Annotated in this window: 19 protein-coding genes; 4 read left to right on the top strand and 15 right to left on the bottom strand. The window is 67.5% G+C overall.

The features are described from left to right. Nucleotides 1–21: 21 nt before the first annotated feature. Nucleotides 22–2,319 (bottom strand): NADP-dependent malic enzyme, encoded by a 2,298-nt coding sequence (locus C6569_RS05455; protein WP_106747882.1) that lies wholly within the window; start codon nt 2,317–2,319, stop codon nt 22–24. 192 nt (nt 2,320–2,511) lie between these two features. Between C6569_RS05455 and purM the strand changes: the two genes are divergently transcribed. Further along, nucleotides 2,512–3,588 (top strand): phosphoribosylformylglycinamidine cyclo-ligase, encoded by a 1,077-nt coding sequence (gene purM, locus C6569_RS05450; RefSeq protein ID WP_245898247.1) that lies wholly within the window; start codon nt 2,512–2,514, stop codon nt 3,586–3,588. 56 nt (nt 3,589–3,644) lie between these two features. Further along, nucleotides 3,645–4,184, top strand: coding sequence for a phosphoribosylglycinamide formyltransferase (gene purN / locus C6569_RS05445; RefSeq protein WP_106747880.1), 540 nt, complete (start codon nt 3,645–3,647; stop codon nt 4,182–4,184). Between the two features lie 2 nt (nt 4,185–4,186). On the opposite strand, the gene C6569_RS21890 is transcribed toward purN, so the two are convergent. From C6569_RS21890 to ndk, 6 genes are all read right to left on the bottom strand, one after another. Further along, the gene (locus tag C6569_RS21890; RefSeq protein WP_181313920.1) at nt 4,187–4,360 is read right to left on the bottom strand and encodes a hypothetical protein; all 174 of its coding nucleotides are present in this window, start codon (nt 4,358–4,360) and stop codon (nt 4,187–4,189) included. After that, nucleotides 4,351–4,791 (bottom strand): hypothetical protein, encoded by a 441-nt coding sequence (locus C6569_RS05440; protein WP_146144737.1) that lies wholly within the window; start codon nt 4,789–4,791, stop codon nt 4,351–4,353. Before C6569_RS05440 ends, C6569_RS21890 begins: the two co-directional genes overlap by 10 nt. Nucleotides 4,792–5,004: 213 nt before the next feature. Then, nucleotides 5,005–5,637 (bottom strand): PilZ domain-containing protein, encoded by a 633-nt coding sequence (locus C6569_RS05435; protein WP_106747878.1) that lies wholly within the window; start codon nt 5,635–5,637, stop codon nt 5,005–5,007. Between the two features lie 164 nt (nt 5,638–5,801). Continuing rightward, on the bottom strand, nt 5,802–7,904 hold the full coding sequence (locus C6569_RS05430) for a molybdopterin-containing oxidoreductase family protein (protein ID WP_181313919.1): 2,103 nt from the start codon (nt 7,902–7,904) through the stop codon (nt 5,802–5,804). A gap of 14 nt (nt 7,905–7,918) precedes the next feature. After that, nucleotides 7,919–8,905 (bottom strand): hypothetical protein, encoded by a 987-nt coding sequence (locus tag C6569_RS21670; protein WP_146144736.1) that lies wholly within the window; start codon nt 8,903–8,905, stop codon nt 7,919–7,921. Between the two features lie 158 nt (nt 8,906–9,063). After that, complete coding sequence (gene ndk, locus C6569_RS05425; RefSeq protein ID WP_106747875.1) at nt 9,064–9,489, bottom strand: nucleoside-diphosphate kinase; 426 nt, start codon at nt 9,487–9,489, stop codon at nt 9,064–9,066. A gap of 160 nt (nt 9,490–9,649) precedes the next feature. Between ndk and C6569_RS21885 the strand changes: the two genes are divergently transcribed. Then, nucleotides 9,650–10,051, top strand: a complete 402-nt coding sequence (locus tag C6569_RS21885; protein ID WP_181313918.1) for a hypothetical protein — start codon at nt 9,650–9,652, stop codon at nt 10,049–10,051. A 127-nt stretch (nt 10,052–10,178) separates the two neighbouring features. Here the strand turns inward: C6569_RS21885 and C6569_RS05415 are convergent, their stop codons facing one another. Continuing rightward, complete coding sequence (locus C6569_RS05415) at nt 10,179–10,886, bottom strand: aquaporin (RefSeq protein WP_106750909.1); 708 nt, start codon at nt 10,884–10,886, stop codon at nt 10,179–10,181. Nucleotides 10,887–11,058: 172 nt separating this feature from the next. Between C6569_RS05415 and C6569_RS05410 the strand changes: the two genes are divergently transcribed. Continuing rightward, nucleotides 11,059–12,918 carry an ABC-F family ATP-binding cassette domain-containing protein gene (locus C6569_RS05410; protein ID WP_106750908.1) on the top strand — a complete coding sequence of 620 codons (1,860 nt, stop codon included), beginning with the start codon at nt 11,059–11,061 and terminating at the stop codon, nt 12,916–12,918. A gap of 7 nt (nt 12,919–12,925) precedes the next feature. On the opposite strand, the gene C6569_RS05405 is transcribed toward C6569_RS05410, so the two are convergent. The 7 genes from C6569_RS05405 to C6569_RS05375 form a co-directional block, all read right to left on the bottom strand. Then, the gene (locus C6569_RS05405) at nt 12,926–13,792 is read right to left on the bottom strand and encodes a VOC family protein (RefSeq protein WP_106747874.1); all 867 of its coding nucleotides are present in this window, start codon (nt 13,790–13,792) and stop codon (nt 12,926–12,928) included. After that, entirely contained in the window at nt 13,789–14,472 is a 684-nt protein-coding gene (locus tag C6569_RS05400; protein WP_106747873.1) for an aspartate/glutamate racemase family protein, read from the bottom strand. The genes C6569_RS05405 and C6569_RS05400 overlap by 4 nt, the downstream gene beginning before the upstream one ends. Beyond that, nucleotides 14,469–15,509 (bottom strand): Bug family tripartite tricarboxylate transporter substrate binding protein, encoded by a 1,041-nt coding sequence (locus tag C6569_RS05395; protein ID WP_106747872.1) that lies wholly within the window; start codon nt 15,507–15,509, stop codon nt 14,469–14,471. The genes C6569_RS05400 and C6569_RS05395 overlap by 4 nt, the downstream gene beginning before the upstream one ends. 25 nt (nt 15,510–15,534) lie before the next feature. After that, complete coding sequence (locus C6569_RS05390) at nt 15,535–16,029, bottom strand: MarR family winged helix-turn-helix transcriptional regulator (RefSeq protein ID WP_106747871.1); 495 nt, start codon at nt 16,027–16,029, stop codon at nt 15,535–15,537. Nucleotides 16,030–16,138: 109 nt separating this feature from the next. Continuing rightward, nucleotides 16,139–16,822: a helix-turn-helix transcriptional regulator gene (locus C6569_RS05385; protein WP_106747870.1), complete on the bottom strand. Its 684-nt coding sequence runs from the start codon at nt 16,820–16,822 to the stop codon at nt 16,139–16,141. Nucleotides 16,823–16,885: 63 nt separating this feature from the next. Further along, nucleotides 16,886–18,064 (bottom strand): MFS transporter, encoded by a 1,179-nt coding sequence (locus tag C6569_RS05380; protein ID WP_106747869.1) that lies wholly within the window; start codon nt 18,062–18,064, stop codon nt 16,886–16,888. Then, a complete protein-coding gene (locus C6569_RS05375) occupies nt 18,061–18,513 on the bottom strand; it encodes a DNA polymerase III subunit chi (protein WP_106747868.1) in 453 nt (150 codons plus the stop codon). Before C6569_RS05375 ends, C6569_RS05380 begins: the two co-directional genes overlap by 4 nt. Between the last annotated feature and the right edge of the window lie 6 nt (nt 18,514–18,519).

Below are 18,519 nucleotides of genomic sequence, written 5' to 3'. Positions count from 1 at the left end.
GGTATCTTTCTTGACCCAACGTTACAGGTTTCTTTCCTCGTCCTGCTCCTGCGCCTCCACCACGGCGAGCGCCGTCATGTTGACGACGCCGCGCGCCGTGACCGACGCTGTGAGGATGTGGGCAGGCCGCGCCTGACCGACGAGTATGGGCCCGACCGGCAGGGCGTCAGCCAGGACCTTGATCACCTGGAAGGCGATGTTGGCCGCCGACATGTTGGGCATGATGAGGACATTGGCCACCCCCTGGAGGCGCGATTGCGGGAAGACCCGCTCGCGGAGCTCGGGAAGCAGCGCCGAATCGGCGTGCATCTCGCCCTCCACCTCGAGGCCGGGCGCGCGCTCCCGGATGATCTTCAGCGCCTTCTGCATCTTCACGACCTGATCGTCGTCGTGGCTGCCGAAATCGGAATGGGAGACGAGGGCGATCTTCGGCTCGAGCCCGAAGCGGCGCACGTGCTCGGCTGCGGTGCAGACCATGTCGGCGAGTTCGTCCGGGCTCGGATCGGCGGTGACATGGGTGTCGGCGAGGAAGAGCGGACCCTTGGAGGTGATGAGCAGCGACAGGGCGGCGAGCCCGTTGGCGCCCTCCTTCAGACCGATGACCTGACGGATGTGGCGCAAATGGGTGGTGAAGCGCCCCTCGACCCCGCAGATCATGGCGTCGGCATCGCCACGCTCCAGCGCCACCGCGGCAATGGCCGAGTTGGACGTGCGGATGATCGTGCGGGCCGCATCCGGGGTCACGCCCTTGCGTCCCGTGCGGTCGTGATAGGTCGCGACATAATCGCGGTAGCGCGGGTCGGACTGGGGATCGATCAGCTCAAAATCCTTGCCCGGCTTCAGCGACAGGCCGAAGCGCTCGAGCCGCTGTTCCACCACGGCGGGCCGGCCGATCAGCACGGGGAAGGCCAGCCCCTCCTCCACGACGACCTGAGCGGCGCGCAGGATGCGCTCGTCCTCACCTTCGGCATAAATGACGCGCTTGGGGTTCTGCCGCGCCTTGTCGAAGACCGGCTTCATCAGGAGGCCTGAGCGGAAGACGAAGCGCGACAGCTCGGCCTCATAGGCCTTGAAGTCGGCGATCGGCCGGGTGGCGACGCCGGTCTCCATCGCCGCCTTCGCGACCGCCGGCGCGATGCGCAGGATGAGGCGCGGATCGAAGGGCGAGGGAATGAGATTGCCGGCGCCGAAGGTGCCGACCTCGCCGCCATAGGCGCGGGCGACCACGTCCGACGGCGCCTCGCGGGCCAGGCCCGCAATGGCGCGGACGGCGGCGAGCTTCATCGGCTCATTGATGGCGGTGGCGCCGCAATCGAGCGCGCCGCGGAAGATGTAGGGAAAGCAGAGGACGTTGTTGACCTGGTTCGGATAATCCGACCGCCCGGTACAGATCATGGCGTCGGGCTTCGCTGCGCGGGCCTCCTCCGGCATGATCTCCGGGTTGGGATTGGCCAGCGCCATGATGAGAGGCCCGGCCGCCATGCGCTGGACCATCTCCGGCTTCAGGACGCCGGCCGCCGACAGGCCGAGGAAGATGTCGGCATCGCCGATGATGTCGCCGAGGGTGCGGGCGTTGGTGTCCTTGGCATAGACCGCCTTGTAGGGGTCCATGAGCTTCTCGCGGCCCTTGTAGACGACGCCCTCGATGTCCGAGACCCAGATGTTCTCGACCCGCGCCCCGAGTTCGCGCAGCAGGTTCAGGCAGGCGATGGCGGCGGCACCCGCGCCGGAGGCGACGATCTTGACGTCTTCGATGGACTTGCCCATCAGCGCGAGCGCATTGGTGACGGCGGCGGCGACGATGATGGCGGTGCCGTGCTGGTCGTCGTGGAAGACCGGAATTCCCATCCGCTCACGCAGGCGCCGCTCCACCTCGAAACATTCCGGGGCCTTGATGTCCTCAAGGTTGATGCCGCCGAAAGTCGGCTCGAGCGCCGCCACCACGTCGACGATGCGGTCGACCTCGCGGGCGTCGATCTCGATGTCGAAGACGTCGATGCCGGCAAATTTCTTGAACAGGACCGCCTTGCCCTCCATGACCGGCTTGCCGGCGAGGGGCCCGATGTCGCCGAGGCCGAGCACCGCGGTGCCGTTGGAGACGACGGCGACGAGATTGGCGCGGATCGTGAGCTCCGCCGCCTGGGCGGGGTCTGCGACGATGGCCTCGCAGGCCGCGGCGACGCCCGGGGAATAGGCGAGCGCGAGGTCGCGCTGGTTGCCGAGCGGCTTGGTCGCCTGGATCTCGAGCTTTCCCGGCCGCGGCAGCCGATGATAGACGAGGGCGCCGGATTTGAGATCGTCCGTGATCGACTTTGTCATGCCAAGGGTCTCCTCGGCCGGTCATGCGCCGGCCGACCCGCCACCGTCAATGTCCGGTATAGTCGCAAGACGACAAGAGCGCCCGCCGCGGCAGCACTCGTGCCGGCGCAGAAAAGATGGCGCGGGGCGGCTTGGCCGTTGCGAGGCGGCGGCGCACGGGCTAATCGGGCCTCTTGCAGCGAGACGAGCGCCGTGACCGACACTCCCTACCCGAAGAACGGACTGACCTATGCCGAGGCCGGCGTCGACATCGACGCGGGCAATCGCATGGTCGACATGATCAAGCCGCTGGTGCGGGCGACCGCGCGCCCCGGCGCCGATGCCGAGATCGGCGGCTTCGGCGGCCTGTTCGACCTGAAGGCGGCCGGGTTCACCGATCCGGTTCTGGTGGCGGCCAACGACGGCGTCGGCACCAAGATCAAGATCGCCATCGAGACCGGGCGGCACGACACGATCGGCATCGACCTCGTCGCCATGTGCGTCAACGACCTGGTGGTGCAGGGCGCCGAGCCGCTGTTCTTCCTCGATTACTTCGCCACCGGCAAATTGTCGCCGGAGGCCGCCGCCCAGGTGGTCAAGGGAATTGCGCTGGGCTGCCGGCAGGCGGGCTGCGCCCTGATCGGCGGCGAGACGGCGGAGATGCCCGGGCTCTATGCCGACGGCGACTACGACCTCGCCGGCTTCTCGGTCGGCGCGGCCGAGCGCGGCACGTTGCTGCCGCGCCGCGACGTGGCCCCCGGGGACGTGGTGCTGGGCCTGCCCTCCTCCGGCGTCCATTCCAACGGCTATTCGCTGGTGCGCAAGATCGCGGCGGTGTCGGGCCTCGGATGGGACGCCCCCGCCCCCTTCGAGCCCTCGCGCAGCCTCGGCGAGGCGCTGCTGGAGCCGACCCGCATCTATGTGAAGAGCATCATGGCGGTTCATCGCGGCACCGGGGCGCTCAAGGCGCTCGCCCACATCACCGGCGGCGGCTTCGTCGACAACATTCCGCGGGTGCTGCCGGAGGGGACCGGGGCCGAAATCGACCTCTCCGCCATCGCGGTGCCGAAGGTGTTCGGCTGGCTGGCCGGTGTCGGCGGCCTCGCCCAGGCGGAGATGGTGCGGACCTTCAACTGCGGCATCGGCATGGTGATCGTCGTGGCGGAGGCCGAGGCGGCGAAGGTCACGGAGGCGTTCAGCCTCACCGGGGAGACGGTGGTCAGGCTCGGCCGGATCACCGAGGCGGCGGCCGAGCCGCGCGTCACCTTCACCGGGGCGCTGGCGCTGTGAGCAGGGCGGGAGCGCGCAAGCGCGTTGCGGTCCTGATCTCGGGGCGCGGATCGAACATGGCGGCGCTGATCGAGGCGGCGCGGGAACCGGACTATCCGGCAGAGATCGCGCTCGTCGTCTCCAACGTGCCGGGCGCGGGCGGCCTCGCCCGGGCCGAGGCGGAGGGCATCGCCACCGCCACCGTCGACCACCGCGCCTTCGGCCGCGACCGCGAGGCCTTCGAGCGCGCCGTGCAGGCGGTGCTGGACGCGCATGCGATCGACATCGTCTGCCTCGCCGGCTTCATGCGCATCCTGACGCCCTGGTTCGTGGCGCAGTGGGAGGGCCGGATGATCAACATCCACCCTGCCCTGCTGCCCGCCTACAAGGGGCTCGACACCCATGCGCGGGCTCTCGCCGACGGCGCGACCGAGCACGGCGCGACGGTGCATTTCGTCACGCCGGGCATGGACGAGGGCGAGACCATCCTGCAAGAGGCGGTGCCGGTGCTGCCGGGCGACACGGCGGAGAGCCTCGCCCGCCGCGTGCTGGAGGTGGAGCACCGCATCTATCCGCAGGCGCTGCGGATGATCGCGACGGACTATACCCTTCTCTGAGTTCACGCGCCGAGCAGAAGCTGTTCCAGGCTGCCGGCGGGGAGTTCCTCGAGATGGGCGACGGCGAAGCCCTCGGGAAAATGGCGGCAGACCCGCGCCGGCACGCGGCCGACGGTGACCAGCGCGCCGATCTCCGGCACCCGGTCGGCGGAGATCGCGGCGCCGGTCACCGACATGTCGAGGACGAGGCAGGAGAGGCACGTGCCGTCGGCATAGGTGATCTGGCCGAAGGGCTCCCGCGCACGATGCGGGCGTGTCGCCTGAGGTCGCGGGTGTCGTGGGCCTGGTGCTCCTGCAGCCAGGCGAGGCGGATGGCGATGCGCCGGCGCTGGGGGGCTGGCAGCATCAGATTCATCACGAAGCCGCCGGCCATGACCCGGCTGACGCGGCCGAAGAGCTTGCCGAAGCTGGGGATATAGGCGGTGACGCCGTCGCCCATGGTGGCGCGGGCGGGCGTCGCGAGCATCAGCGCCCGGCTCGACATGTTGATGGCGCGGCAGGGAAACTCGCGGCGGCGGCCGGCTTCGTCACGCAGGGCCGAGAGCTGGCACGTGCCGGCGAGGCTCATGATGACGAGGGTTTCGGCGCCGCCCGGCAAGACGGGCACGGCCGTAATATCGCGGGACGACGTCATCGCAGCAATTCAACGAGTCTTTTGAGTGCAATGACATCATTTTATACGATTCGTCCCAAATCGATACACACAAATCATCGTATCCGCGGCGGCGCGGCGCGATCTATATTTATACTTCCGACGTATTCGACCGGCGGTTTCTGTCATTTCCGGCCGACGCTGCGGCAGGAGGCGGCGCCAGCGCGATCAGGTGCCGAGGAGAAGCTGTTCGAGGCTGCCGGGCGGCAGCTCCTCGAGGAAGGCGACGGCGAAGCCCTCGGGGAAGTGCCGGCAGACGCGGGCCGGGACCCGCCCGACCACAAGCAGCGTGTGGAGATCCGGCACGATGTCGGCCGAGAGCGCGGCACCGGTCACCGACATGTCCATGACGAGGCAGGACAGGCAGCTGCCGTCGGCGAACGTAATCTGGCCGAAGGGCTCGCGCGGCACGATGCGCGCGTGCTGGCGGAGGTCGCGGGTGTCGTGCGCCTGGTGCTCCTGCAGCCAGGCGAGGCGCTTGGCGATCCTCTGCCGCTGCGTCTCGTTCACCATCAGGCTCATGACGAAGCCGCCGTCGAGGACGCGGATGACGCGGCCGGAGAGCTTGCCGAAGCTCGGGATATAGGCGGTGGCGCCGTCGCCCATGGTGGCGCGGGCCGGCGTCGCCAGCATCAGCGCCTGGCTGGACATGTTGATGGCGCGGCAGGCGAATTCGCGACGCTTGCCGGTCTCGTCGCGCAAGGCGGCGAGCTGGCAGGTGCCGGCGAGGCTCATGATGACGCGTGGCTCGGCGCGGCGCTCCACGCGGATGTCGTCGGCGAAGACGGTCTGCATTTTCATGGGCGCATACCCAATCGGACGGGGGTTCATCGCCCCATCTGTGCCAGTCCCGGGAGAATATGCCTTTAAGACGTTACGAAAACTTGAGTCTATTCGACGGTATAATCGACAGATTCCGTTGTCGCAGCGTCAATACCGCGAAAGTACTTTCCGCTGCGTCAGGCTCACGCCGGCCTGATCCAGACTTTGTTGTCGTGGAAGGCGGCCCCCCCGAAGGGCGCGACCGCATCGGCGCCGGTCAGCATGTTGATGCCGCGGCCGCCCTCGTGGTCGGCATTGGCCCAGAGCCCCTCGGCGATGAGCGTGCCGGGGCGGGTCTGGTCGGTCACCTTGGCATGGAGGATCACGGTGCCGCGCGGCGAGCCGAGTTCGACCCGCGCACCGGCGCCGATGCCGAGCCGCTCCGCATCGGCCGGGTTGATCATCACCTCCGGCCGCCCCTCGCGCTTGCGGGAGGACGGGGTCTCCGCGAACGTCGAGTTGAGGTAGCTGCGCGAGGGCGAGGTCGCGAGCTTGAACGGATAGGTGGCGTCCGGCTCCTCGGTCACCGCCCAGTGGTCGGGCAGCGAGGGCATTGACTCGATCGGGCCCATCGTGCCGATGCTGGCATAGGGCACGTTCGGCCAGTCCGGCTTGAAGCGGAACCTCTTGTCGCCATAGGCGAAGCCCCCGAGATAGTGCGCCTCCTCGAACTTCGGCTGGACGTCGCGGAAATTGGTGGCCTCGAGCTCGGCGAAGGTGCCCCAGCCGGACTTCTGCAGCGTCCAGTCGATGATCTCGCGCGGCGTCATCGCGAAGCCCGGATGCTCGGCGCCGAGCCGTCCCGCGAGATCGGTGATGAGATCATGGTTGGAGCGGCACTCGCCGGGCGGCTCCACGAGCTTCAGGCCCAGCATGATGTGCTGGTGGCCGCCGCCCTGATACATGTCGTCGTGCTCCATGAACTGGGTCGCGGGCAGCACGAGGTCGGCCATCTTCGCCGTGTCGGTCATGAACTGCTCGTGGACGACGGTGAAGAGATCCTCGCGGGCGAAGCCGGCGACGACCTTCGACTGGTCCGGGGCGACGTTGACCGGATTGGTGTTCTGGATGAGGAGCGCGGTCACCGGCGGCCCTTCCGACCCGTCGGGCCGGCGCAGGGCCGCGGCCTCGCCGGTCAGGATCGCACCGATGCGCGACTGGTCGAGGGTGCGCACCGCCGCGTCCTTCACGTCCAGCCCCTCGATCAGCGACTTGCGCCAGTGATAGATGGCGCCGTTGTTGTGGAAGGCCCCGCCCCCCTCGTATTTCCAGGCGCCGGTGATGGCGGGAATGCAGGAGGCGGCGTGCATGTTCACCGCGCCGTTGCGCTGGCGGCCGAAGCCGTAGCCGAGGCGGAAGAAGGTTTTTCTGTTCTCGCCGACCAGCTTCGCGAAAGCCTCGATCTCCTCCACCGTCAAGCCGGTGATGGCCGCCGCCCATTCCGGCGTGCGGCTCTGCAAATGTGATTCAAGCTCGGCCGGTACGTCGGTGAAATCCCTGAGATAGTCCCTGTCCGCGAAGCCGTCGCGGAAGAGCACGTGCATGACGGCGCAGGCGAGCGCCGCGTCGGTTCCCGGCTTCAGCACGAGGCCGAGATCGGCCTGTTTCACGGTGTCGGTGCGGTAGATGTCGACGACGACGATCTTCGCGCCGCGCTCCTTCCGCGCCTTCATGGCGTGGGTCATGACGTTGACCTGGGTGGAGACCGGGTTGGTGCCCCAGATCACCACCACGTCGGCCTTGGCCATCTCGCGCGGATCGACGCCGGCGAGGCGTCCGGTGCCGGCGATGAAGCCGGACCAGGCCATGTTGGTGCAGATGGTGGAATAGAAGCCGGAATATTTCTTCACGTGGCGCAGGCGATTGATGCCGTCGCGCTGCACGAAGCCCATGGTCCCCGCATAGTAATAGGGCCAGACCGTCTCGGCGCCGTAGCGGCGCTCCGCCTCCAGGAAGCGCTCGGCGGTCATCGCCAGTGCCTCGTCCCAGGAGATGCGCTGGAACTCTCCGGAGCCCTTCGGCCCCTTGCGGATCAGCGGATGGAGGAGCCTGTCCGGATGGTGGATGCGCTCGGCATAGCGGGCCACCTTGGCGCAGACGACGCCGGCCGTGTAGCTCTGGGCGGGATCGCCGTGCACACGGCCGATCGTCCTGCCGTCGATGACCTCCACCTCCAGCGAGCAGGCGGAGGGGCAGTCATGGGGACAGGTCGACTTCAGGCGCTGGACGCTGACGGGGGCGTTCATGAGCGTCGCACTCCTCATTTAATCCACTCAAACACAAAGGAAGCCGCCAAATTAAGCGCAATTGCAAGCATGCAGCCAAACCCAAATCTCAAAGCTCTGAAACGCCGTCTGTCCATTCTCTGACGCTCAAGCTCCAGCTGCCTTTCATCTCTTCTATTCAGGGCCAACAACGCGCCTTTGCGCTCCGAGAAAATATCTGACGCCATCATTCCGATGACGCCCCACACAATAGACACCGCAATCACTATAACTATATATATGAAACTTCCTATGCCTATGTTCGCCACCGATAGGCTTGGCCTCCATACTTTTTCGATTATCAGCCACGTAAAAACGCCAGCGCCAAATAGAAATGTAAGATAATAGAATATAATTGAGTATGTATGCACTATCGCTTTGGCGAATTTATCATCTTTTGGCTTCAATTCTTCAAGCGATTCCACCCAATGATCGACCGATGTCGACAGGTTCCGTGCTATAAGATAATCGACATACTCAATGCTAACATGCAGACTCGCAACTCTTCTCTTTTTTTCTTTAGATCCTAAATCAAAATCGGCCGCAGTCAACGGACGCGACACTGCAACGACATTGATTTTGTATTCCTGAAACGCACCAGTAGCGGGCTGCTGAATAAGAACTCCGCATTCGATAGACACATCGCTAGTTTCCGCCAATACATCTAAATCTGCCATCCTGAACAAATTAACATTGGCAAAATCAACAATCTTTCCTTTTTCATCAGTTATCACAATACGGTCTGATCGACCTTTTATGTTATACTGCGACAAAATCTGATCAAATATTTCAAAAAGCCCAACAATACTATCTCGATCTACTATCAATCGCTTTGAATGAGGTGTCGCGATCTCCTGTGTCCTACCGGTCAGATGGTAGTACACGGCCTGCATTACAGAAGGAGGCAGTGAGTTCAGTTCGGCAGTGTCTCCAGACGCACTAGACAGAATCAAGCTTGTGTTCAGGTTTTTTTCATCCGCCATCACTGACATCCCCCGCCTAAGCTGGAACACGTAAGGACTAACAATAAAGACCCATGAAACCTTCTTACGGTGATCGCAATACCACATACAAACGAAAAAGGCGGGCCGGAGCCCGCCTTCAACATTTGTCCGCCGCCAGTGCGGCGCCGAGAAGAGGATCAGGCCGGCAGGATCTCGTTCTCGGAAAAGAACTGGGCGATCTCGATCTTGGCGTTCTCGACCGAGTCCGAGCCATGCACGGAGTTCTCGCCGACGGAGACGGCGTAGAGCTTGCGGATGGTGCCCTCGGCGGCCTGGGCCGGGTTGGTGGCGCCCATGATCTCGCGGTACTTGGCGACGGCGTTTTCGCCCTCGAGCACCTGCACGACGACCGGGGCGGAGACCATGAAGTCGACGAGCTCGCCGAAGAAGGGACGCTCCTTGTGGACCGCATAGAACTTGCGGGCCTCGGGCAGCGACATGCGGATGCGCTTCTGGGCGACGATCTGCAGGCCGGCGGCCTCGATCACCGCGTTCACGGCACCGGTGAGGTTCCGCTTGGTGGCGTCCGGCTTGATGATGGAGAAGGTGCGCTCGATGGCCATGGATCGTTCCTTGAGGGACTGGTGGGATCAGGTGGCGCGCTTCTAGCAGCGGCCCGGTGCGCCCGCAACGCCCCCGCGCCCGCCGCCCCGCCGCGGGGCTGAACGGCAGGTGAAGAAGGGCCTCAGAACGCGTTCAGTGCGCCCGCCGCACCATCCTCCCATGATCGCCAACGGAGCGATCCAGCGACTGGAGATGGTCACGATGCGCAGCCTGGTTCTGTCAACCCTCGCAGGCCTCGCCGCCCTGGCGGCCGTGGCCGCCGCGCCGGGCGATGCCCGGGCGCAGGTCGGAGTCGGCGTCGAGGCCGGCATCGTGCCGGTCCAGTGGGGTCCGCATCCCGGCTGGGACGGCCCCCCGCGTCCCCACCGCCCGCCGCATGGCGGCTATCACAGCCCCCCGCCGCCGCACTGGGGCCACCGCCCGCCGCCGCCCCCGCCGCCGCACTGGGGCGGCTACCGTCCCCATCGCCCGGCCTATGTCGAGCCGACCTGCTGGCGCGAGCGCCGCTGGGTGGAGACGCCCTGGGGCCGCGAGGTCCGCCACGTGAGAATCTGCCGCTGACGCCCTGAGGCGCGACAGGCCGACCGCTTCACGCGCGGGTCCTCATCGCCCCACCCGAGCCGACCCGCGCGGGTTCGGGCCCGCCTCCGGAGACGATCCGGTGGCGGGCTTGCGGCGTTGCGCGCGTTCAGGCCTCCAGGATCTTCGCCTTGAACAGGGCGCCCGCGGCGAAGGCCGCGACCGTCGGCACCACCAGGAAGAGCCAGAGCTGCGACAGGGCGTTGCCGCCGACGAAGAGCGCCGGTCCGAAGGAGCGCGCCGGGTTGACCGAGGTGCCGGTGACCGGGATCAGCAGCAGGTGGATGGCGGTGAGGGTCAGGCCGATGGCGAGGCCCGCCACGGCGGGCGTGCCGGCCTTGGAGGTGACGCCGAGGATGGCGACGAGGAAGAGGAATGTGCCGACGAACTCGCCGATGACGGCGGAGGTGACCCCGTAGCCCTTGGCGGCGTCCCAGCCGTTCTGGCCGAGACCGGCGGCCGAGACGTCCCAACCACCCGCCTTGCCGGCGAGCGCCACATAGAGGATGGCGGCGCCGACGACGGCCCCCGCGACCTGAGCGACGACATAACCGACGAGTTCGTCTGTGGGCATGCGGCCGGCGGCCCAGACGCCGACGGAGACGGCCGGGTTGACGTGGCAGCCCGAGACCGGGCCGATGCCGTAGGCCATCGCGACGATGGCGAGGCCGAAGGCGAGCGCGATCGGAAGGGTGGCGAGGGCCGAATAGGGCTGGCCGGCGCCGAAGACGGCGCCCTGCCCTCCGAGCGTGACGACGCCGCAGCCGATGATCACCAGCGCGGCCGTGCCGATGAACTCGGCGACATACTTCTTCATGGACGCGTTCATGCGCCTGTCCTCCCCGTCGATCACCCCTGTCTTCGCTGCGGGGGATCCGCGGCATCATAGCACCGCGCGGCGTCCGGGCATGCGCAGTCTCACGGAGCTTGACGGTGCTGCGCAGCCCCGCGCCCTTGCATTGCCCGCGCGGCTCCGCCAAAAGCCGGCCATGCTGCAGATCAACGACCTGACGGTGCGGGTGGCCGGCCGCGTGCTCATCGACAATGCGTCGGTGACGCTGCCGCCGAACGCGCGCGTGGGCTTCCTCGGCCGCAACGGCACGGGCAAATCGACCCTGTTCAAGGTCATCCAGGGCGAGATGGCCGCCGACGGCGGCTCCTTCAAGCTGCCGGCGCGGGCTCGTCTCGGCGGCGTGGCGCAGGAAGCGCCCGGCGGCCCGCAGTCCCTGCTCGATTTCGTGCTGGACGCCGACAAGGAGCGGGCGCGCCTCCTCGCCGAGGCGGAGACGGCGAGCGACCCGCACCGGATCGCCGAGATCCAGACGCGGCTCGTCGACATCGACGCCCATTCGGCCCCGGCCCGCGCGGCGGCGATCCTCGCCGGCCTCGGTTTCGACACGGCGGCGCAGGCCCGGCCCTGCTCGGATTTTTCAGGCGGCTGGCGCATGCGCGTGGCGCTCGCCGCGGTGCTGTTCACCGCCCCCGACCTGCTGCTGCTCGACGAGCCGACCAACTATCTCGACCTCGAGGGCACGCTCTGGCTGCAGGACTATCTCGCCGGCTATCCGCACAGCGTGCTGCTGATCAGCCACGACCGCGACCTGCTCGACGCCTCGGTGGAGCACATCCTGCACCTCGACCAGGGCAAGCTGACGCTGTGGAAGGGCTCCTACACGACCTTCGCGAAGTCGCGCGCCATCGAGATGGCGGTGCGCGAGAAGGCAGCCAAGAAGCAGGAGGAGAAACGGGCCCACCTGCAGAGCTTCGTCGACCGTTTCCGCGCCAAGGCGACCAAGGCCCGGCAGGCGCAGTCGCGGCTGAAGATGCTGGAGAAGATGGAGACGGTGACGACCATCGTCGACACCGACGTGCCCCCCTTCGTCATCCCGGAACCGGCGCGCAAGGCCTCGCCGCCGATCATCACCATGGAGGGCGCCTCCGTCGGCTATGCCGAGGGGCAGCCGATCCTGCGGCGGCTGGACCTCAGGATCGACGACGACGACCGCATCGGGCTCCTGGGCGCCAACGGCAACGGCAAGTCGACCTTCCTGAAGCTGATCTCCGACCGGCTGAGGGCCATGTCGGGCCGGATGGTGCGCGCCGACAAGCTGAAGATCGCGTATTTCGCCCAGCACCAGCTCGACGAGCTCCGGCCGGCGGAGAGCGTCTACCAGCATCTGAGGCGGCTGATGCCGGACGACCCCGAGGCCAAGGTGCGGGCCGCCTGCGCCCGCTCGGGCTTTTCCGGCGAGCGCTCGGACACGAAGGTCTCCTCTCTCTCGGGCGGCGAGAAGGCGCGTCTCCTCTTCGCCCTGGCGGTCTTCGAGGGCCCGCACCTCCTGATCCTCGACGAGCCGACCAACCACCTCGACATCGACAGCCGTGCCGCCCTGGTGGAGGCGCTGAACGGCTATTCGGGCGCGGTGCTGATCGTCTCGCACGACCGGCACCTGCTGGAATCGACGGTGGACCGGCTCTGGCTGGTGCGCGAGGGGACGGTGAAGCCCTTCGACGGCGATCTCGACGACTACCGCAAGATCGTGCTGTCGGGCGCGGCGCCGGAGAAGGCCGTAAAGCCGGAGCGGACCGCGGAGGCAAAGCCCGCCTCGCCCCCGCGCGGCGAGAGCAAGGCGCTGGCGAAGCGGGTCGCCGAGATCGAGGCGGCGATGGAGAAGCTGCGCGCGGACATCGACAAGATCGACCGCATCCTCGCCCAGCCCGGCTATTTCGAGGCCCACCCCGACAGCGCGGCCCAGGCGGCGAAGACGCGGGGCCTTCGGGAAAGGCAGCTCGCCGAGGCCGAGGAGGCCTGGCTCGCGGCGAGCGCCGAGCTCGAGGCGGCCGGCTGAGCCGGCCTCAGGTGGTGACCTCGACGAGGTTGCCGAACATCTGCGCCGGAGGCAGCGTAAATCCCGCCTTGACCGGAGAAGGGGTCATTCCGGCCCGGCTCGCGAAACCGGCCACAACAGCGGGATCGCGGGCACGCAGGCGGTAGCCGACATAGGCGGGGAGCTCGGCCGGCGCCGCGGCGTCCAGGCCATAGCGCGCCGCCAGGGCCTCGGGCCCGTAGATGTCGAGCGCGACGCCCCCCGCCTCGACGACCAGACAGCCGTCCTGCTGCCGCACCGGACATTGGAGGATACCGGCAAACCGCGCCGCCAGGGCGCCGGGATCCGGTGCGACGGCGAGGACCGCATCCAGCCCGGTCACCGTGTTGGGATGGGCGGTCCAGTCCGGCCGCCGGTAATGCTCGACGTTGTAGTAGCGGCAGGCGTTGAAGGTCAGACCGGCCGTCGCGGGCAGGATGACGTCGAATTCCGGGTGAACCGACGTGCCGTCGTCCAGTTTCCATTCGCGCCGCACGTGGACCGGAGCGGCAAACGGCAGCTGCTGCGCAGCCAGATGGGTGTGGCAGCCGAAGGCATCGGCGGTCGACAGCACCATGGACTTGGCGCGCTCCTCGCCGCCGAGCAGGGCGACCATGGGCGGCGGCAGCCGGTCGGGATCGCTGACCGACATCAGCTCGATGAAATTCGCCGCTCCCGGCACGGCATCCTGAAACAGCACCATCTGGTTGGTGATGCCCATGCTCTCGATCCGGCTGACCGGCGAGAGCGTGAAACCGAGCCGGCGGAAGGTGTCGGCCGCCGCCGCACCGTCCGCGACATAGGTCAGCAGATGGTCGATCGCCGTGATCACCGGTACAGCAGACTGCGTAGTCATAGGTCCATCCTCACTACCGCGGCATCCGCGTGGGACGTGACCGCGTCAACGACCGGCGCCCGGTCATACCGGCGCCAGGCCAACAGCGGCAGCTCGGTGCAGGCGAGAAGGACAGCCTCGGCCCCAGCCGCCATGAGATCATCCGCGAGTTCCATCGCCCGCCGCTCGGCGCGGGCCGTGACGACGCCCTGGGTCAGTTCGTCCTGGATCATGGCGTCGAGATCGCGGCGTCCCGGCTCGTCCGGAATGCGCCATGCGAGGCCGGCGGCATCGATCCGGTCGAGAAACGGGGCGGCCGTCAGCGTGTAGGACGTCCCGAGCACGCCGACGCAGCCGATGCCCTGCTCGTCGAGCATCGCGAGTGCGGGATCGAGCACGTGGAGCAGGGGAATCGGAGAGGCGGCGGTGATACGGTCGAACATGCGGTGCGGCGTGACGGCGGTCAGCAAGCCGAGCGTGGCGCCTGCCGCCGAGGCACGCGCGAGCGCGGCCACGATGGCGTCGGCGACGCCATCCCAGTTCCCCGCCCGACCCTGCTCCAGCAGGGTTTCGTAACGCAGGGAGACGATGACGCTTTCGGCATTGGCGTTTCGGCCACCGCGTCGCTCGGCGGCCTCGTTGATCCGCTGGTGATACAGCGCCGTCGAGCGCCAGCTTATCCCGCCGATGAGGCCGATCATTGCTTCTCGATCGCCAGATCGGCGTAGACTTTCCCGACGATCTCCAGCTCGGCCTCGATCCTCCGGCGAAATTCGGCGGGGGGGAGCGCGTCGGATGTATAGGCGAGCGACTGCATGCGCGAGGCGACGGCCGGCTCGGTGATGACGGCCCGTGTTTCCTCCGCGAGGCGCTCCACGATCGCCGGCGGTGTGCGGCCTGGCGCCAGGAGACCCAGCCAGATGCCCATGCCGAAGATCGGATCCGTCAGACCGATCTCCGCAAATGTCGGGACGTTCGGCAGCAGCGCCGTGCGGGCATTGCCCGACACCGCGACCGCCTTCAACGCGCCGCCCTTGATGTGCTGCTGCGTGTTGGCCACGGAGGCGGTCGCCAGGCTGATGTGTCTGGCCACGAGGTCCGTCACGGCCGGGTTTTCCCCCCTGTAGGGAACGGCGTTCAGACCGAGGCCGAGCTTCCGGTTGAACGTCTCGCCCAGCAGGTGCCCGAGACCGCCGAGACCCCAGTGCCCGTAGCTGGCCTTCGCCGGATTGGCTTTGAAGTGGGTCACGAGGTCGGCGGGGGCCGTGGATGTCAGCTCCGCACTGGCGGCCAGAATGATCGGCGCGCGGAACGCCATGGTGACGGGGGTGAAGTCCTTGAGCGAGTCGTAGAGAGGCCTCTTGAACAGCAGCATGGCGTTCACCTGGGTGTCCGTCACGGTGAACAGAAGCGTGTGTCCGTCAGGGTCGGCCTTCGCCACCTCCGCCGCGCCGAGCATGCCGCTCGCCCCGGTCTTGTTCTCCACCACGATCGATTGGCCGAGGCGCCGGCCGAGGCCCTCCGCGACGACGCGGGCGGCCGAGTCCAGGGGCCCACCGGCGGTATAGGGCACGACCAGCCGGATGACGCGGGCCGGATAGCCGGTCTGTGCCCTGACGAGCGGGGCCGCCACGGTGGAAGCCGCCAGCCCGGCGGCAAGGGATCGGCGCGTGATGACCATCATGTCCCCCTCTTCGGATGGACAGAGCCAAACATGGCCGCCGGTAATCGTCAACATAGTTGACGATATGGAGCTGCCTCAATTATCGCCGGCGCCGCCGCGCCGTCTCGACTTCCCGCTGAATTGTTGTGCTTTTGTCCCGAACGAGCCGCAGAATGCGCCGCAGACCCTCGAGCTCGGTTCGGCCGATCCGGGCGGCCAGATCGTCCTCGGCCTGGCGCAAAGCCTCGACCCCGTGGACCAACAGGTCACAGCCGGCGTCCGTGACGACCGCGATCCTGTTGCGCCCGTCGCCGGGATCGTCCTCGACGCGCAACAGTCCCTTCGCGCGGAACTGCATGACCAGCTTGCTCATGGCTTGTTTGGAGATTCTGGCCTGCGCCGCCATGGCGCTGATGCTGGCGCCTTCGAGCTGCATGGTCCGCATCACATGGCTGTGCGCGGGATTGAGCCACGGATAGCCGCGCGCCCGCAGGTAGGCCAGCGCCGCGTGGTCGAAACCCAGATGCACCTCGTCGAGCAGCCGCCCGAGATTGGTGAAGCGCAACTGTTCCAGGGCCTGATGGGTCAAGGTCATGGTGCGGACTATGCCTGAACCCGGATGATTCATCACCCGGCACGAGGGATGGAGCAGGCCGACCGGCCCCTCGCGCCACGGCCGAGGTCTGGGCGGTCGCGACCGGCGCCTAATTCTCCTTGATCGTCTTGCGCCACCTGGCCCTGAGCACGCTCGGGCGCTCGGGGTAGCGCTCCTCCAGGAATTCGGCGGAGGCGATGCGGTCGGTGCGGAAGGAGCGGAAGTCGCGGCGCAGCTCGCACCACGCGATGAGGTGGCGGACGCTGTCGAAATAGCCCACCGCCACCGGCCAGAGGATACGCTGGGTCGCCCTGCCCTGCTCGTCGCTGTAGCCGAGGGAGATCTTCTTGCCCTCGTGGATCCAGCCGCGGACGCGGGCGAGGTCGATGCGGTCCTCGGTCGGCTCCCAGGCGGGGCCGGTGCGCGAGACGGGGTCGAGGGCGACGTCGCGCAGCTTCTCCGGCACGATGGCGGCGAGCTTGGCAATGAGGTCGGCGGCGGCGCGCGACAGAGCGGGGTCGCCGCGCGACTGCACCCAGCGGGCGCCGAGGGCGGCCGCCTCGATCTCGTCCGACGTCAGCATGAGCGGCGGCAGGTCGAATCCACCCTCCAGCACGTAGCCGAGCCCCGCCTCCCCGCGGATCGGCACGCGCTGGCCGATGAGCGTGGATATGTCGCGATAGATCGTGCGCTTGGACGTCTCGAGCTCCGAGGCGATGGCCTCGGCGGTGAGCGGCCGGCGCGAGCGGCGCAGGATCTGGATGATCTGGAAGAGTCGGTCGGAAGGTCTCATGGCGACATCCTGCCGCGGGGCTGCTGACATCGTTATGACAGCAGCCTGGCAACAGAGCCAGCCTCAGCGCCGGAAACGCCTCGACCAGGCGGCGACGAGCACCGCGGCGAGGCCGAGGGCGGAGACCGACAGGCTCACCATGACCCACACATAGCCGAAGGCGCCGATGGCGAGGCTCGCCGGCAGGGCGATCACCGTCATGGCGGCGAAGAAGGTGGCGTTGAACACGGCCATCGGCGTTGCCCGCTGCTCGGGCGGGGTGCCGTCGCAGATCCACGCCGAGAGCACGGGAAAACCGATGGAATGGCCGAGGCCGAAGACGAAGCCGGCCGCAACCACCTCGGTCATGGAACCGGCGAAGGCGACGAGGACGAGGCCGGCGGCGAGCAGCATGGCGCCGCCGGCGACAACGACGCGGCGGTCGACGTTCTCGATCAGCGCCAGGCCGCCGAAGCGCACGGCGAAGATGGAGATGGTGAAGGCGGTGAAGAAGGCGCCGACGACGATGCCGCGCTCGACCAGAATCGGCGCCGCATAGGCACTGATGAAGCCGAACATGTAGCCGTAGACGATGGCGGAGAGCAGAGGCAGCCAGATGCGGGGGTTCCGGAGGAGGCCCGCAATGCCGCCGACAGGCCCCTCGGTGCGGTCGACCGGCCGGATGGTCCAGAGCAGCGGCAGGCCGAGCACGGCGGGAACGGCGCCGGCGACGAAATAACCGTGCGCGCCGAAGGCGTGGTAGAGAAATTCGGCGAGGATGGGACCGAAGGCATAGGGCAAGGGCGCCATGGCCGAGAGCAGGCCGAAGAGGCGCACGAAGCGCTCGCGGGTGAGCCGGGTCGAGCCATAGGTCATGACCGGCGCGTGGAACAGCGCGAATCCGGTGCCCTGGATGAGGCGCGAGGCGAGCGAGCCGAGAAAGGTCTCGTGGGTGAAATAGAGGCTGATGAAGCCGAGCGTGGTCAGCACCGCGCCGATGCGCACCGTCTGGAGGATGCCGATCCGGTTGGCGAGCGGCCCGGAGAACAGGCTCATCAGCACCAGCGGGACGCCATAGACGGCGATGAGCAGGCCGATGTCGCGGTGCGGGAATCCCGCCTCCTCCCAAACCACCGCCAGCAGCACCGATTGCTGGTTGGTCATGGCGGTCAGGAAGATGATCGCGGCGAGACGCCAGAACTCTGACCTGGCGGCGAGATCGATGAAACCGCGGGGAGGCTCGGCCGACGGCAGGGCGTTCACGCCCTCTTCCCCCAGCGGCCGTTCTCGTCCTGCTGCCAGTAGGTGCAGGCATGGCCGGCGGCCTTGGCCGCCTTCCAGCTCGAGCGGGCCTGGTCGAGGGCGTCGGGGTCGTTGCCGTCGAACATCAGCACGATGCGCTCATAGGCCTCCATGTCGGCGGGCAGCGCCGCACCGTCCACCAGGAAACGCACGCTGGCGCCGTTGGCGCGGTCCGGCCCGGCCGTCAGCAGCACGGGCTGCAGGGCGGCGTCCGCCTCGCGGTCGGTGCCGTGGGGCAGGAAGCTCTCGTCGGAATAGGTCCAGAGCAGGGCGTCGAGCGCCTCGACCCTTTCGGGCGAGGCGGCCTCGACGGCGACCTTCCAGCCGCGTTCCACCGATTTTTCGAGCAGCACCGGCAAGACCCTTTCGAGCGGCTGGTTCTGCAGATGGTAGAACAGGATGTCGGTCACGAGTTC

Origin of the sequence: Phreatobacter cathodiphilus, assembly GCF_003008515.1 — a bacterium.
Lineage (GTDB): Bacteria > Pseudomonadota > Alphaproteobacteria > Rhizobiales > Phreatobacteraceae > Phreatobacter > Phreatobacter cathodiphilus.
This window is presented reverse-complemented; position numbering and strand designations above follow the sequence as displayed.

Bases quoted from the DNA above. Each gene is read 5' to 3' on its own strand.
- C6569_RS05455 (WP_106747882.1), bottom strand. From the start codon at position 2,319: ATGACAAAGTCGATCACGGACGATCTCAAATCCGGCGCCCTCGTCTAT.
- purN (WP_106747880.1), top strand. From the start codon at position 3,645: ATGGCGGCGCTGATCGAGGCGGCGCGGGAACCGGACTATCCGGCAGAG.
- C6569_RS21890 (WP_181313920.1), bottom strand. From the start codon at position 4,360: ATGTCGGTGACCGGCGCCGCGATCTCCGCCGACCGGGTGCCGGAGATC.
- C6569_RS05435 (WP_106747878.1), bottom strand. From the start codon at position 5,637: ATGAAAATGCAGACCGTCTTCGCCGACGACATCCGCGTGGAGCGCCGC.
- C6569_RS05430 (WP_181313919.1), bottom strand. From the start codon at position 7,904: ATGAACGCCCCCGTCAGCGTCCAGCGCCTGAAGTCGACCTGTCCCCAT.
- C6569_RS21670 (WP_146144736.1), bottom strand. From the start codon at position 8,905: ATGGCGGATGAAAAAAACCTGAACACAAGCTTGATTCTGTCTAGTGCG.
- ndk (WP_106747875.1), bottom strand. From the start codon at position 9,489: ATGGCCATCGAGCGCACCTTCTCCATCATCAAGCCGGACGCCACCAAG.
- C6569_RS21885 (WP_181313918.1), top strand. From the start codon at position 9,650: ATGATCGCCAACGGAGCGATCCAGCGACTGGAGATGGTCACGATGCGC.
- C6569_RS05415 (WP_106750909.1), bottom strand. From the start codon at position 10,886: ATGAAGAAGTATGTCGCCGAGTTCATCGGCACGGCCGCGCTGGTGATC.
- C6569_RS05410 (WP_106750908.1), top strand. From the start codon at position 11,059: ATGCTGCAGATCAACGACCTGACGGTGCGGGTGGCCGGCCGCGTGCTC.
- C6569_RS05405 (WP_106747874.1), bottom strand. From the start codon at position 13,792: ATGACTACGCAGTCTGCTGTACCGGTGATCACGGCGATCGACCATCTG.
- C6569_RS05400 (WP_106747873.1), bottom strand. From the start codon at position 14,472: ATGATCGGCCTCATCGGCGGGATAAGCTGGCGCTCGACGGCGCTGTAT.
- C6569_RS05395 (WP_106747872.1), bottom strand. From the start codon at position 15,509: ATGTTGACGATTACCGGCGGCCATGTTTGGCTCTGTCCATCCGAAGAG.
- C6569_RS05390 (WP_106747871.1), bottom strand. From the start codon at position 16,029: ATGACCTTGACCCATCAGGCCCTGGAACAGTTGCGCTTCACCAATCTC.
- C6569_RS05385 (WP_106747870.1), bottom strand. From the start codon at position 16,822: ATGAGACCTTCCGACCGACTCTTCCAGATCATCCAGATCCTGCGCCGC.